We start from the raw sequence: 14,368 nt of genomic DNA on the forward strand, positions 1-14,368 counted from the left end.
CCGTGCGGCTGATCCTGATCACATTGACGGCGCTTCTTCTCGCAACGGTGGTCGGCGTCGGCGCGACCTGGATGACGACGACGCGCGGCACCGAGATCGGCACGCTGACCATCGGCGCCTGGACCGCGCGGCCGCGCACCGGCACCGCCGACGCCGACCCCTATTCGCGCGCCACCATCGTGCGCAACGGCGAGCTGCCGATCGGCACCGGCGACGGCGTCGCCTTCACCGCCACCACCGACGACAAGAGGAAGGCGCTCGACGGCCGCTGCGATGTCGTCGTCTCCGGCGTGACGCCGCCGGCGCGGTTCTGGACGCTGACGCTGTACGACCGCAAGGGCCACCTCGTCGCCAATTCGCTTGCCCGCTACGGCTTCACCAGCCAGGAGATCGTGCGGCAGTCCGACGGCTCGTTCGAGATCCGCATCGCCCCGCGCTCCCGTGCCGGCAACTGGCTGCCGACCGGCGGCATCGAGCGCTACGCCTTGATGCTGCGCCTCTACGACACCCCGGTCGGGGTCGCAACGCGCACCCAGCGCGATGCGCCGATGCCGAGCATCACCACGGTGGGCTGCTCATGATCCGGCTCGCGTTCACCATCGTTGCCGGCGTGGTGCTGGGCCTCGTGGTCCATCTCGTCAGCGTGCTGGCGCTGCCGCGGATCGCGACGCAGGATGCCTATTCGCGGCTGACGCCGATGACGAAGGTGAACGCCGTCACCCAGCTTCCCCTCGCCGACCCCAACACTTCGCCGATGCCGTTCATGGATCCGGCCTTCGCGCTGGCGATCTGCCGCTACGATCTGTCGGGCGGACCGATCAAGCTGACGGTGCCGGTGAGCCAGGCCTACACCTCGGTGTCGTTCTACACCCGCAACGAGATCGCCTATTACGCCATCAACGACCGCTCGGCCGGCAAGAAGGTGATCGAGCTCGACCTGATGACCGAAGCGCAGCACAGCGAGCTGCCCGAGGACGAAGAGGTCACCGCGGCCGACCGGCTGATCATCGATTCCCCTGCGACCACCGGCCTGATCCTGATGAAGGCGCTCGCCCCCGAGCCCGGCCTGATGCCGCAGGCGCAGGCCTCGCTGGCAGCGGCGACCTGCGCGCCGCAAACCGAGCCGCCGGCCAAGGCCGAAGCGCCGCGCAGCCGGCGCTGAGCCGGCTGTTTCAGCAGCGCAAAACGGAAACTGCGAAAACAACCCCATGCACAGTAGCGGGGGCATTGAAATCATTACGTTCTTCCGTCGACGATGACGAAGCGGCCGGACGGACGTGCACGCTCCTTTGACTCGTCGGGCAAAACACCGGCATACTGGCATCATCGAGAGTTCGTCACACCCGCGCGGAGCCATCCGTTGCGGGTGTTGTCATGTCGGAGCAAAGATTGCGATTGCGATGTCCTCGCCTGAAGCGAGGAGCGCCTTGCCCCATGGTTGATCTCAGCGCTCGCTCCTGTGAGGTTCGCAAGTCTCGACCCATAGCCCGTCCCGAGCCACGCCTCACATTTGCGGCGCAGCATTTGCAGCTACAGAGTGCGACGACTATCGAAAGGTGATACGCTGCCGCCCCTGGTCCTCACGCTGCGATGAGGGTCGAATGAAACGGCGGGAGTTCATAGCGGGCACCGCGGCGCTGCTCATTTCGCCATGCTATTCGCGCGCGCAGGGAAAACGCCGTCGGCTCGGCTTTCTCGCTGTAGGTGATGGAGGTGGGAAAGCCCTCAATCAAGCCGAGCTCGTGCTTCTTGACACGCTGCGAAGCCTCGGCTGGATCGAAGGAAAAAATCTCCTCATCGAGTATCGCTTTTCTCATCCCTCGGATCGACTGGCGGCGTCTGTCGCCGATCTGATTGCCCTCAGTCCCGAGCTGTTTGTCGCTCCCGGTCCGCAAGCGGCCGTAGCGCTGAAGTCGGCAACCACCACCGTTCCTATCGTATTCGTGAGTGTGGCCGACCCCGTGAAGCTTGGCCTCGTGCAAAGCCTGCCGCGTCCAGGAGGCAACGTGACGGGCCTTTCGACCATGGTACCGGATGACTTCCTCGCGAAACGTCTCGAAATCCTTCGAGAACTCGTTCCCGGCGCCTCGAAGATCGCGCTCTTGGTCAATCCGGCCAACCCAATGCAGAGGCTATATCTCGCAGAAGACGTACCCCGCATAGGCCGGGAGCTCGGCGTGGCCTTGCTGCCGGTCGAGGCGGCGACGGCCGAGGAGCTCGACGTCGCGTTTGCATCCGCTGCTGCCCAGCATGCCGATGCAATCATCGATTTTGGCGATACGCTCACCTATGTTCAGGCTCCGCGGATTATCGCGCTCGCGGCGAAATATCGCCTGCCGGCAAACTATCTGTTCCGGCATTATGCCGATGGCGGATTGTCGGTGTACGGAGCCGACGCCCGAGATCTGTTCCGCCGTGCGGCACATTACGTGGACAAGATCCTCAAAGGCGCCAAGCCTTCCGAATTGCCGGTAGAGAGGCCGATCAAATTCGAGCTGATCATCAACATGAAGACTGCCAAAGCGCTGGGCCTCACCGTATCACCCTCACTACTCGTCCGCGCCGACGAGGTGATCGAATAGCGAGGACAATTGCGGAGGTGCGTTTCCTGTCGTTCTCATTGAGGGCGAGCTCATTCGCGCATACCACAATGTTGATGCAGACAACGTGATGTTAGAGCCAGTGCCTTACGTTCGCTGTCACTGGAAAGGGTCTCCTCAATGGAAGTACTTTGCCACGGTTGACGTGGTCTCTATGAAGGCGTTCCCTGCCTTTGCGGAGGAGCGCGCCCGAGACTGCCAGTTTTTGCTTGCCAAAATGGCGGAGCCAATCCGGCAAATAATGAAGTTCAGTGAAAGCGGAAATCCCGCTGATTTAACTGTAAGCAGAGGGTCTAGGGGTACAGCAGGATTGCCAAGGTTGCTCCGCAAAATCAGGGACTCTCATAAAGCGGAGCCTTGAAGACATTCCGCTAGTGGCCCTGGCAGACATTGCCGTGCTCGAACGCCGTTTCGGCAAGTGGCTCTCAGTCGAAGCCCGAGCCTGGCGCTTCGCTGGCCACGTCGTTGACCGAAACGCAGCTGCGCAACACTGCGCGTCAGGGCTCATTCAAGCTCGGGCGCGCGGAACTGCGGCGCGCGCCCTGCATTTCCCGCGGCAGTCAGCGCGGCTCCCATGGCAGCAGTTGTCACGCGACAGTAGGACGCAACCACAGATCGATTGCGGCGTTGAAGCGGCACGTCTCGAAGGCTATCGAGCGGCGAAACCATCTTCGATCGGAGGAACGCATGAGCACCATCACCGGCGGCTGTCACTGCGGCGCAATCCGTTATGAGGTCGAGGGCGAGGCGATCGTGCACGCGTTGTGCCACTGCCGCGATTGCCGACTTCACGCCGGCGCGCCGGTCGTCGGCTGGACGATGTACGCGGACGATGCCGTCAAGGTGACCAAGGGCGAGCCGAAGGTGTACCACTCCTCGGAACATGGCCGGCGGCACTTCTGCGGCGACTGCGGCACCGGCCTGTTCTATTTCAATGCCAACATAATGCCCGGAATCATCGACATCCAGAGCGCGACCTATGACGATCCCGAGGTCGTGCCGGCAACGATGCAGATCCAGGTCGCCGAGCGTCTTCGCTGGATGGAGCATGCGCACGAACTGCCGGCGTTCGACCGCTATCCTCCACAGCCGTAGCGGCGGAAGATGACACCGGCTGTTTTGGCGTCATCCAGGGATCGGCAACGCTCGGCCGTGCGCCAGCTCATTGATGGTGACGATGGCGCTGCGACGCGCCGCCGGACGTGTACCCGCGCAGCTCGGCGTATCTTGCCAATTGCGCCTGATCGAGAACCGCCGCGGTGCGCAGGTGATATTTGAGATGAGCTTGCCGCAGCTCTCCCTGCGTCTTCGCGATCGCCGCGGTGGCGGATCCCAGACTCTCGTCGGTGATCGTGCGGCTGGCGAACTGCCGATCCAGATCCGCCTCGCTCTCGATCAATCTGCTGCCGATGGGAGTGGTCTCGGCCCTCATCTCGGAGAACATCGCCTCGACCTTGCTCCGCTGCTCCGGGTTCAATCCCAATTGGTCCGCGAGTTCGAGCACGTGGGAGGGCCCGGGATAACCATTGAGCTCGGCCGCGAGTGCGAGCCCCATGCCGCGCCCCGCCCGCAGATCGCCGATCTGCTGGTCCGAAAGCGCCTTGATGTGGCGGGACTGCATGCCGGCGTACGGCGTCTGCGCCCAAGCGGCAGAGGGCGCGAACAACGCGATGATCAAAACGACGATCCTCATGACTTTCCACCCATGTTGCAGGACGTCAACCAATCATGACTCGGCGATGGCGTAAATGGCAACATCGCCGGTGATCTACGCGGGACCTTCGGCAGGTTGCGATCTGAGCTTCCATGACGGCGGCGGCTGGGAGCGCTCCCTGATCATGAAGCTCTCAACCGATCACCTGGGAGCCGACAAAGCGCATGAATGGCCTTTGACCATCGGCGCCGAACAGCACGACCGTGTAAGGCTCCGGCTTGCCGCCTTCCATCCCGGGCGATCCGACCGGCATGCCCGGCACAGCGAGCCCTTTCGCAATGGGGCGCTCCGAGAGGAGGCGCCGCACGGCTGCGGCCGGCACATGTCCCTCGATGAGATAGCCTGCGACTTCCGCCGTGTGACACGCGGCCAGGTCCGAGGGGATGCCGAGACGATTCCGAACCGCGTCGAGATCGGCAGTCTCCTCCACCTGGACGACAAATCCTGCGTCCCGGAGATGCTGCACCCAGCCCGCGCAACAGCCGCAGCTCGGATCCCTATGCACCGTGACGGTCGTTTCTCCGGCCGGCGCCGCAACGGCAGGCCTGGCAAGGACTGCCGCCGCTGCCGCCGCCATCAGCCCTGCAAGCGACCGACGGGTCATCACATGTCCGCGTTCCCTCATCTTCGGATTCCTTTCCTCATCGCTGAATCTCAAGGCATCAACGGGGGCTCGCCTGGCCCTCGTACATGAACGTCATGGGCTTCAGCCCGTTCATATAGCCGGTGCGCATCTCGTCGATGCGAAAGCCGTTCCGGGTCAAGACGTCAGCGATGTCCCGGTTGAGATGGCAACCGCCCGAGATGCGCATCCATGCGGGCGTCAGGCGATCCTGCCACCAGCGCACGCGCGGTTCGGGTGCGCGGCCATGCTCGACGAAGACCAGCTTCCCTCCCGGTTTCAGCACACGCCGCGCCTCCGTCATCGCGCGATCGACGTCCGGAATGCTGCACATGGTCCAGGTCGTCAGGACCGTGTCGATGCTGCGGTCCTCGATCGGCATAGCCTCGGCCGACGCTTCAACGAGATCGACCGGAGTGTCCGGATGCGGAGCGTGCCGCGCCATTTCGAGAAGCCTTGGAGCGGGCTCGAGACCCACAAGCTGCGTCACCGCAGCCCCGTAGAACGGCAGGTTGCGGCTGGACCCGACGCCGATCTCGAGGACCCGGCCCTGGGCCGCACGGGCCGCGCGCAGCCGATAGGGCGCCAGTTCCTTGTTCCGCATCGCAAGGTCGCAAAGCCGTGGCAGAATGACGTCGTTGTAGAAGCCCATGCGCGCATCTCCTGGCATCGCGGCCCCCAATATTAGCGCGGTGACGACCAATGCGGCGATCAATTCCATCGCCCCGCCATTCCTGACGGCCGTTCGACATGACTGACCTCATTCGGCAGACTGCAGCACCCGCAATCTCGGACTGATCGGCTTTGACGTTTCGGTCGGTTGTCCCTTGTCCTCGGACTCGGGCGGCAGGTGGAAGCCCTTGACCAGCCCGAAGATCGCCGGGATCACGATCAGTGTCAGCAGCGTCGACGACGTCATCCCGCCGATCATCGGCACCGCGATGCGCTGCATGATCTCCGAGCCGGTGCCGGTGCTCCACATGATCGGCAACAGGCCCGCCATGATGGCGACCACCGTCATCATCTTGGGACGGACGCGCTCGACGGCGCCCTCCATGATGGCCTCGTGGAGATCGCGCCGGGTGAAGACCCTGCCCTCGGCGCTGCGCTTCGCCTTCAGCTCGGCCAGCGCGTGCTCGAGGTAGATCAGCATCACGACACCGGTCTCGGCGGCGACACCGGCGAGCGCAATGAAGCCGACCGCGACGGCGACCGACAGGTTGAAGCCGAGCCACCACATCATCCAGATGCCGCCGACCAGCGCGAAGGGCAGCGACAGCATCACGATGAGCGTCTCGGTCATGGCCCTGAAGTTCAGGTACAGCAGCAGGAAGATGATCGTGAGCGTTACCGGAACGACGATCTTCAGGCGGGCGGCGGCGCGCTGGAGATATTCGTACTGACCGCTCCAGACCACGTAGTATCCGGGCGGAAACAGGATGCTGTCCGACACCACGCGTTGCGCATCGGCGACGTAGCTGCCGATGTCGCGATCGCGGATGTCGACGTAGACATAGGTCGCAAGCTGGCCGTTCTCGGTCCGGATCGAGGTCGGCCCCCGCGCCGGCTCGACCTTCGCGACCTCGCCCAGCGGCACCGCGCCGCCCGCCGGCATCGGCACCAGGATGTCGCTGGCGATGGCCTTCGGATTGTCGCGCAAATCGCGCGGATAGCGCATGTTCACCGTGAACCGCTGCCGCCCCTCCACCGTCGTCGTCACCGTCTGGCCGCCGAGCGCGGCCGCGATGGTGTCCTGGACGTCCTGGATCAGGATGCCATAGCGGGCGAGCGCCTCGCGATCCGGGACGATCTCGAGATAGTAGCCGCCGATGCCGCGCTCGGCGTAAGCCGAGGACGTGCCCGGGACGGCCTTGATCACGCGCTCGACCTGCTTCGCCAGCCGGTCGATCTCGACGAGGTCGGTGCCCATCACCTTGACCCCGACAGGCGTGCGGATGCCGGTGGACAGCATGTCGATACGCGCCTTGATCGGCATGGTCCAGGCGTTGGAGACGCCCGGAAACTGCAGCGCCTTGTCCATCTCCGCGACCAGGCCGTCGACGGTGACGCCGGGGCGCCACTGCTCCTTCGGCTTCAGGTTGACCACCGTCTCGAACATCTCGGTCGGCGCCGGATCGGTCGCGGTCGCCGCCCGTCCCGCCTTGCCGTAGACCGATTCGACCTCCGGGAACGACTTGATGATGCGGTCCTGGGTCTGCATCAGCTCGGCCGCCTTGGTCACGGAGATGCCGGGTAGCGTCGTCGGCATGTAGAGCAGCGTGCCCTCGTTCAGCGTCGGCATGAACTCGGTGCCGAGCTGCCGCGCCGGCCAGATCGTGACGGCGAGCACGACCAGCGAGGCCAGGATCACCAGCGTCTTGGCGCGCAGCACGCCCTTGATGACCGGCCGGTAGATCCAGATCAGGAAGCGGTTGATGACGTTCCTGTGCTCCGGCACGATCCTGCCGCGGACGAAGATCACCATCAGCGCCGGCACCAGGGTGACGGACAAGAGCGCCGCCGCAGCCATTGCGAAGGTCTTCGTGAACGCCAGCGGACTGAACAGCCGCCCCTCCTGCGATTCCAGCGTGAAGATCGGCATGAACGAGACGGTGATGATGAGAAGGCTGAAGAACAGCGCAGGACCGACCTCGGACGCCGCGTCGATCAGGATCTGCACGCGCGACTGTTCGGGCCGAGCCCGTTCGAGGTGCTTGTGGGCGTTCTCGATCATGACGATCGCCGCATCCACCATGGCGCCGATCGCGATCGCGATGCCCCCGAGGCTCATGATGTTGGATCCCAGGCCCAGCAGCTTCATGGCGCCGAACGCCATCAGCACGCCGACCGGCAGCATCAGGATCGCGACCAGCGCGCTGCGGACATGGAGCAGGAACACGATGCAGACGAGCGCAACGACGATGCTCTCCTCGAACAGCGTGTGCTTGAGCGTGTCGATCGCCGAATAGATCAGGCCCGAGCGATCGTAGACCGGGACGATCTCGACCGATTTCGGCAGGCTGCTCGCGATCTCCTTGAAGCGCTTCTTGACGTTCTCGATCACGTCGAGGGCGTTGACGCCGAAACGCTGCAGCACGATGCCGCTTGCGACCTCGCCTTCGCCGTTCAGCTCGGCGATGCCGCGCCGCTCGTCCGGCCCGAGCTCGACATTGGCGACGTCCCGGAGCAGCACCGGCGTGCCATTGCTCGTCTTCAGGACGATGTTGCCGAGATCGTTGATGCTCTTGATGTAGCCCTTGCCGCGAATGACGTATTCGAACTCCGACAGCTCGACCGTGCGGCCGCCGACATCGGCGTTGCTGGCGCGGATCGCCTCCCGGATCTTCTGCATGCTGACGCCGCGATCGCGCATCCGCTGCGGATCGAGCACCACGTTGTACTGCTTGACGAAGCCGCCGATGCTGGCGACCTCGGCGACGCCTTCGGCCTTGGCGAGGGCGAATTTCAGGTTCCAGTCCTGGATGGTGCGCGTGTCGGCGAGGTTCAATTCCTTCGACATCACGGCGTATTGGTAGACCCAGCCGACGCCGGTCGCGTCGGGCCCGATGGCCGGTGTGACGCCGGCGGGAAGCCTGGACGACGCGCCGTTCAGGAACTCCATCACGCGCGAGCGCGCCCAATAGATGTCGGTGCCGTCCTCGAAGATGACGTAGACGAACGACACGCCGAAGAAGGAGAAGCCGCGCACGACCTTCGATTTCGGCACGGTCAACATCGCCGTGGTCAAGGGATAGGTGACCTGGTCCTCGATCACCTGCGGCGCCTGGCCGGGATACTCGGTGTAGACGATGACCTGCGTGTCGGAGAGGTCGGGGATCGCGTCCAGCGGCAAATGAAGCAGCGCGTAGAAGCCGGCGGCGGCTGCAAAGCCGGTGCCGAACAGCACCAGCAGCAGGTTGCGCGCCGACCAGGCGATGATGCGGGCGATCATTTGTGCTCTCCCGCCGCATGGCCCGCGTCGGAGGCCTGAGGAGCAGCCTCGGCGAAGCCCTTGAGCGCGGCCTTCAGATTGCTCTCCGCATCGATCAGGAAGTTGGCGGATGTGACCACGGCCTCGCCGTCGGCAAGGCCGTCCCGCACCTCGATGTAGCCGCCGCCGCGCCGCCCGAGCTTCACCTCGCGCGGCTCGAAACGCCCGTCCCCCTTGTCGACGAGAACGGCCTGGCGCGTGCCGGTGTCGAGCACCGAGCTATCCTGGATCGCCAGGACCGGCGCGCCATCTGCCGTGTCGATGTCGGCATCGACATACATGTCCGGCAGCAGCGCCGCGTCGGGATTGGCGAGCTCGACCCGGACGCGGACCGTCCGGGTTTCGCGGTTCACCTGCGGATAGATCACGGCGATCCTGCCGGTGAAGGCTCGGCCGGGAAAGCTGCGCGCGCGCACCGTAACGGACTGCCCCACCGCGATGTTGCCGAGATCGCGCTCGGCAACGTCGACCAGCGCCCACACCAGCGAGATGTCCGCGATCCGGAACAGCACGTCGCCGGGATTGGCGCGCATGCCTTCGATCGCGTTGCGCTCGAGCACGATTCCGTCGCGCGGCGCCGCCCAGTGGATGGTGACGGGCGCGACGCGCGTCTTCTCCATCTCGGCGATGACCTGCTCGGGGACGTCGAGATTGACCAGCCGCTGCCGCGAGCCGCGGCCGTACACCTCGACACCGCCCACCGTCTTCGAGGTGATCGTCGCAAGATATTCCGCCGCCGCGGACGCGACCGCCGAACCATAGATCTCCATCAGCGGCTGGCCGGCCTTCACGCGGGTGCCGGTGGTGACGTCCGCGATCTTCTGCACGAAGCTCTCGGCGCGCATCGCGATCACCGAGACGCGGCGCTCGTCCAGCTGGATCGTGCCGGGCGCCTTCACCAGCACCCGGATCGACCGCCGCTCAGCCGGCTCGGACTTCACGCCGGTGCGCTGGATTTTTCCGGGCGACAGCTTCACCGTCCCATCATCGACGTCGTCACCTTCGTAAACGGGGATGTAGTTCATCCCCATCGGATCCTTCTTCGGCACGGGCGAGGTGTCGGGCAGCCCCATGGGATTGCGGTAGTAGAGGATTTTTCGCGTTGAAGCCGCCTGCGATGGCTTCGGCTCTGCAGGGGCTGCCTGATCGTCATCGTAGACCGGCAGATAGTCCCGCCCGCGGTCATCCTTCCTTGGACCGGCCGACCAAAGCGGCGCGCCGCCCGGATCGCGGAAATAAAGCGGCGTTCGGGCGCCGCCTTCCGTGGCCGAGACGACCTCGGCATGGACGGACCAGCGTCCGTCGGTCATGAGCCAGGAGCCGCCCAGGGCCAGGCTGCCAGTGAGCGCGAGTGCGGTGAGAAGACGGAGCGTGTTCATCGCCAGATACCGCGCGCATCGGGCGCGCGTCCATGTGAATGGGAGAGAGAAGTTCGGGCGCCATCCGGCGCCCGAAGGCTCACTTCGTCGCCTTGACGATGACCTTGCCGGTGACCGTGTCAGGCTCGCCCTGCACCTTCGCCGAGAGCGTGACCTGATAGCGGCCGGCCATCGGCAGGTCGGTCTTGAAGGCGTAGACGCCCGGCTCCCTGGACGGCAGCGGTGCCACGGCCGACTCCATCTCGGCCATGCCGTCCGGAGCCATGTCGACGCGAGTCTTGAAGATGACGGCATCCGCAACCGGCTTGCCGGTCTGCTTGTTGGTCAAGCGAACGGCGAGCGTAACGTCGTCGCCCTTCTTCATCTCGGGATTGACCGGCTCGAACGCGTAATCGCCGGCACCCGCCATCGCGGCCGTTGCGGCGAGCGAAAGGGTGGCGGCAAGAGCCGCGGTGCTGAATTTGGAAAGCATTGTCCTGTCCTCATGAATTGATCTTCCGCCGTGACGCATGAAGCGCGCACGTCAGTCATCGTCGCGCGCAGGCGTGCCGCACGCGTCGTTGGCTTGGCGAGATCAGATTCGAGGAGGCCGGAAGGGAGGGCTGCCGCCGAGGAAAGAGACGACCTGGTCGGCAGGAATGGCGGTTTTCCCCGCCCCTACGGCGAGGAATTCGAAAGCCAGGGGACGGACGTCTGCGAGCGCGGTGGTGCTCCCGACACAGCAGAAGCCCATCCCGCACTTGTAGCCGGCGGTGTCAGAGCCCGTTCCCTTCATGTCGGGACAACAATCGTCCATCGACATATCGCCGTCGCCGCTCATGACCATGGCCGCGTGCATGTCGCCCGACGACACGGCGAGGCCAGAAGCGGACGCGCCAGCCGGCAGCATCGCCAGGGATAGAGCGATGGCGAATGCCAGGATGGTACGGACGATCCGCATCAGGATGTGCTTAACCTTTTGGATACTTCTTGGAACCGCAGCTTGGTTCTAGCATAATCCGCCGCCGAAAGCATTCTTTGATCCGGGTCAAGCATTCGTGAGTGAATGCTCCGATGCATGCCATCGCGCAAGCTATGAATGCTCTCCCCCCGTCGCGTGGGCGTTCTGATCGGCACGAAGCAGCAGCAGCGCGACGAAAGCGGAAACCGAGGCCAGCGCGCTGATCCAGAGTGCGCTGCTGCCGAAATGCTCCACCATCAGTCCCAGCGCAAGCGGCGCGAAGGCGCCTGTTGCCCTCGACGGCAGCGAGATCATGCCGACCCGCCTGCCGAATCCCGCCGGCCCGAACAACGCCAGTGGCAGCGTACCACGGGCAATGGTGATGATGCCGTTGCCCGCGCCATACAGCACCGTGAAGGCCGGCGCGAGCCAAGGGCCGCCCGCGACCAGTGCAAGCACGCCGATCGGATTCAAGAGCATGGCAAGCCTTGCCGACAGCAGCGGATGAAACCGGCTGAGCCAACCTGCCTCCAGAAGGCGGGCCCCGACTTGCGCAGGTCCGACCAATGCTCCTGCGAACAAGGCCTGTGCCGGCGTGGCGCCGAACGCAACCAGCATGGTCGGCAGGATGGCCGAGACTCCGGAACTGACGAAGCTTGCCGCCGCAAAAATATACGCCAGCAGCATCATCGCGAAGCTTTCGCTCTGGCGACCGGAATGTTGGCTCGCGCCCGTGCCCGGTCGGGAATCCTGGTTCAATGGAGCGGCACGGGGCAGCGAAAGGTTGAGCGGCAAGGCAAGGCCGATATGGATCACCGCCCATACCTGGCAGGCCGCGCGCCAGCCGTACTCCGAAGCGAGCCACGTCGTGAGAGGCCAGCCGAGGGTAGAGGCGAAACCGGCGATCAGCGTGATGCCGGTGATCGTGGCTCGCGCATTGGCGCCGTAGATGCGCGCAAGCGTCGCGAACGCCGCTTCATAGAGGCCCATGCCCATGCCGATCCCGAGCAGGATCCAGGCCGCGATCAGCAGCGCCACGCCATGGGACACGGAGAGCAGGAGCAAGCCTGCCGCGAAGACGAGGTTCGAGACGGCAAGCAGGCTGCGCCCTCCGAACGTATCGATGGCATGACCGACTCTCGGGCCGAGCAGGCCGGAGATGACCAGCGCTCCCGACAGCGCACCGAACAGGTAAGTCGGCGCGAGACCGAGATCGTGCGCAATCGGCGCAGCCAGGATCGCAGGAAGATAGTAACTCGACGCCCAGGCAATGGTCTGGGCGCTGCCGAGCGCAACGACGACAGCGAACGGGCTCGCAGCGCCTCGGCTCATGAGCAACCGCATCCCGCGCCGCCTGCCTTCATCGCGGATTCATCGGCGGCACAGCAGGCTGAGGGTTCGGCCTTGGCCGGACCGCCGCAGCATCCCGCTGCGCCGGCGGACTCGACGCCGCCACGTGTGCAGACGCCGGTCTCGGGCAGCACGAGCTCGACCCGTGCCGCAGCCTCCTTGTCGCCGGCGATCTCGGCGACGATCGAGCGGACCTGCTCGTATCCGGTGGTCATCAGGAAGGTCGGCGCCCGGCCGTAGGATTTCATGCCGGCCAGATAGAAGCCGGGCTCGTCATGCGCCAGTTCGCGAGCGCCGTGAGGCCGCACCGTTCCGCAGCTGTGCTCGTTGGGATCGATCAGCGGCGCAAGTGCGACGGGCGCCTCGATCGCCGGGTCGAGCCGAAGCCGCAGCTCGGACAGGAACGAGAGATCGGGACGGAAGCCGGTCGACACCACCAGCTCATCCGCAACCACGCTGCGCGCACCGCAGCAGGCACCCGCCGAAATCCTGAGACGTCCTTCGACCTCCGAAAGATGGGTGACACCGAAATCGGTCTCGACCTTGATCTTTCCATCAGCCACGAGCGCGGCGAAGGTGGATCCCAGCTCGCCGCGCGCGGCAAGCTTGTCGTTGCTGCCGCCGCCGAAGGCCTTTGCAGGATCGTTGCCGCGCAACAGCCAGACGGGCTGCGTGCCGGGCACCTCCTCGGCGAGCCGCGCGAGATCGATCAGCGTGCCCAGCGCGGAATGGCCGGCACCGAGCACGGCCACGGTCTTGCCGGCATATCTGCCGCGATCCGTGCCCCGCACATCCGGCATGCCATAGGCGATGCGACCGGCGTGCTCGTGTTCGCCGATCGCGGGCAGACCGTTGCTGCCGGCGGGATTGGGCGAGAACCACGTGCCTGACACGTCGATGACGGCGTCGGCGCGAAGCACCTCGGGGCCCTTGCCGTTCTGATAGCGGAGTTCGAACGGCGCCTGCTCGCGGCCCCTGGTCTTCGCCTTGTCGAAGCCGACGCGGCTGATCGCCGTGACGCGGCTCGACGTCCGGATCGTCTCGCGCAGCTTCGTTCGCGTTGCGAGCGGCGCGAGGTAGCGCTCGATCAGTTCGCCGCCGGTCGGATAGGATTGCGGGTCGGGCGAATTCCAGCCCGTCGGCGCGAGTAGGCGCGCCGACGCCTTGTCGACATTGAATTCCCACGGCGAGAAGAGCTGGACGTGCCGCCACTGCCGCACCGCATGCCCGGCCTCGGGTCCGGCTTCGAGCACGACGGGCGACATGTCGCGTTCGAGCACATGCGCGGCGGCTGCGAGGCCGACCGGCCCCGCCCCGATGATCGCTACCGTCCTCTTCTCCATTGCGAACACTCCATTCTTCTAGAATTATGGAACAAATGGCCAAATGAATCAGGCTGCCGTCTGAGCATCCTTGCATCCGGCTTCGTCCGCGCAGCACTCCGCGACCAGATAGTCGACCAGGCCCCGCATGGCGTCGAAGTTGGCGTGGCAGATCAGGGTCGTCGATTCCCTGACCTGACTGACCAGTCCGACCGCGACCAGGGTCTTGATGTGGTGCGACAGCGTTGACGCCGGGATCTTCAGCTTGTCCTGCAAGCGGCCAACCGGCATGCCCGCGTGCCCGGCCCGGACCAATGCGCGGTAGATCTGAAGCCGGGTCCGATTGCCCAGGGCCTCCAAACGCGCGGCTGCGTCATCGATCTTCATGAGGCCACGATGCACACGTGCACATCGACTGTCAAACGCTATTTCTAGAATATTCGAAATATT

14 protein-coding genes are annotated in these 14,368 nt (G+C 65.0%); 4 read left to right on the forward strand and 10 right to left on the reverse strand.

Annotation, left to right across the window (positions count from 1 at the left end; translation table 11 throughout):
- Window positions 1–2: 2 nt before the first annotated feature.
- From IVB23_RS08085 to IVB23_RS08100, 4 genes are all read left to right on the forward strand, one after another.
- On the forward strand, window positions 3–581 hold the full coding sequence (locus tag IVB23_RS08085) for a DUF1214 domain-containing protein (RefSeq protein WP_247804795.1): 579 nt from the start codon (window positions 3–5) through the stop codon (window positions 579–581).
- Window positions 578–1,162, forward strand: coding sequence for a DUF1254 domain-containing protein (locus IVB23_RS08090; protein WP_061877992.1), 585 nt, complete (start codon window positions 578–580; stop codon window positions 1,160–1,162). Before IVB23_RS08085 ends, IVB23_RS08090 begins: the two co-directional genes overlap by 4 nt.
- A 439-nt stretch (window positions 1,163–1,601) precedes the next feature.
- The gene (locus tag IVB23_RS08095; protein ID WP_197965260.1) at window positions 1,602–2,582 is read left to right on the forward strand and encodes an ABC transporter substrate-binding protein; all 981 of its coding nucleotides are present in this window, start codon (window positions 1,602–1,604) and stop codon (window positions 2,580–2,582) included.
- A 705-nt stretch (window positions 2,583–3,287) separates the two neighbouring features.
- Entirely contained in the window at window positions 3,288–3,695 is a 408-nt protein-coding gene (locus IVB23_RS08100; protein ID WP_061878639.1) for a GFA family protein, read from the forward strand.
- A gap of 67 nt (window positions 3,696–3,762) precedes the next feature.
- Here the strand turns inward: IVB23_RS08100 and IVB23_RS08105 are convergent, their stop codons facing one another.
- The 10 genes from IVB23_RS08105 to IVB23_RS08150 all read right to left on the reverse strand — a co-directional run bounded on the left by IVB23_RS08105 (window position 3,763) and on the right by IVB23_RS08150 (window position 14,305).
- Window positions 3,763–4,293 (reverse strand): hypothetical protein, encoded by a 531-nt coding sequence (locus tag IVB23_RS08105; protein WP_061877994.1) that lies wholly within the window; start codon window positions 4,291–4,293, stop codon window positions 3,763–3,765.
- Window positions 4,294–4,447: 154 nt separating this feature from the next.
- Window positions 4,448–4,918: a DUF411 domain-containing protein gene (locus IVB23_RS08110; protein WP_247803173.1), complete on the reverse strand. Its 471-nt coding sequence runs from the start codon at window positions 4,916–4,918 to the stop codon at window positions 4,448–4,450.
- Window positions 4,919–4,976: 58 nt separating this feature from the next.
- Complete coding sequence (locus IVB23_RS08115; RefSeq protein WP_247804797.1) at window positions 4,977–5,588, reverse strand: class I SAM-dependent methyltransferase; 612 nt, start codon at window positions 5,586–5,588, stop codon at window positions 4,977–4,979.
- A gap of 108 nt (window positions 5,589–5,696) precedes the next feature.
- Window positions 5,697–8,888 carry an efflux RND transporter permease subunit gene (locus IVB23_RS08120; RefSeq protein WP_247803174.1) on the reverse strand — a complete coding sequence of 1,064 codons (3,192 nt, stop codon included), beginning with the start codon at window positions 8,886–8,888 and terminating at the stop codon, window positions 5,697–5,699.
- Window positions 8,885–10,306, reverse strand: coding sequence for an efflux RND transporter periplasmic adaptor subunit (locus IVB23_RS08125; RefSeq protein WP_247803175.1), 1,422 nt, complete (start codon window positions 10,304–10,306; stop codon window positions 8,885–8,887). The genes IVB23_RS08120 and IVB23_RS08125 overlap by 4 nt, the downstream gene beginning before the upstream one ends.
- Before the next feature lie 79 nt (window positions 10,307–10,385).
- Window positions 10,386–10,778 (reverse strand): FixH family protein, encoded by a 393-nt coding sequence (locus tag IVB23_RS08130; protein WP_247803176.1) that lies wholly within the window; start codon window positions 10,776–10,778, stop codon window positions 10,386–10,388.
- A gap of 102 nt (window positions 10,779–10,880) precedes the next feature.
- Complete coding sequence (locus IVB23_RS08135; protein ID WP_247803177.1) at window positions 10,881–11,246, reverse strand: hypothetical protein; 366 nt, start codon at window positions 11,244–11,246, stop codon at window positions 10,881–10,883.
- A gap of 132 nt (window positions 11,247–11,378) precedes the next feature.
- Window positions 11,379–12,590 (reverse strand): MFS transporter, encoded by a 1,212-nt coding sequence (locus IVB23_RS08140; RefSeq protein WP_247803178.1) that lies wholly within the window; start codon window positions 12,588–12,590, stop codon window positions 11,379–11,381.
- A complete protein-coding gene (locus IVB23_RS08145) occupies window positions 12,575–13,939 on the reverse strand; it encodes an NAD(P)-binding domain-containing protein (RefSeq protein WP_247803179.1) in 1,365 nt (454 codons plus the stop codon). Before IVB23_RS08145 ends, IVB23_RS08140 begins: the two co-directional genes overlap by 16 nt.
- Window positions 13,940–13,987: 48 nt before the next feature.
- Window positions 13,988–14,305 carry a helix-turn-helix domain-containing protein gene (locus IVB23_RS08150; protein WP_061878003.1) on the reverse strand — a complete coding sequence of 106 codons (318 nt, stop codon included), beginning with the start codon at window positions 14,303–14,305 and terminating at the stop codon, window positions 13,988–13,990.
- Between the last annotated feature and the right edge of the window lie 63 nt (window positions 14,306–14,368).

Source organism: Bradyrhizobium sp. 191 (genome assembly GCF_023100985.1).
Classification (GTDB): domain Bacteria; phylum Pseudomonadota; class Alphaproteobacteria; order Rhizobiales; family Xanthobacteraceae; genus Bradyrhizobium; species Bradyrhizobium diversitatis.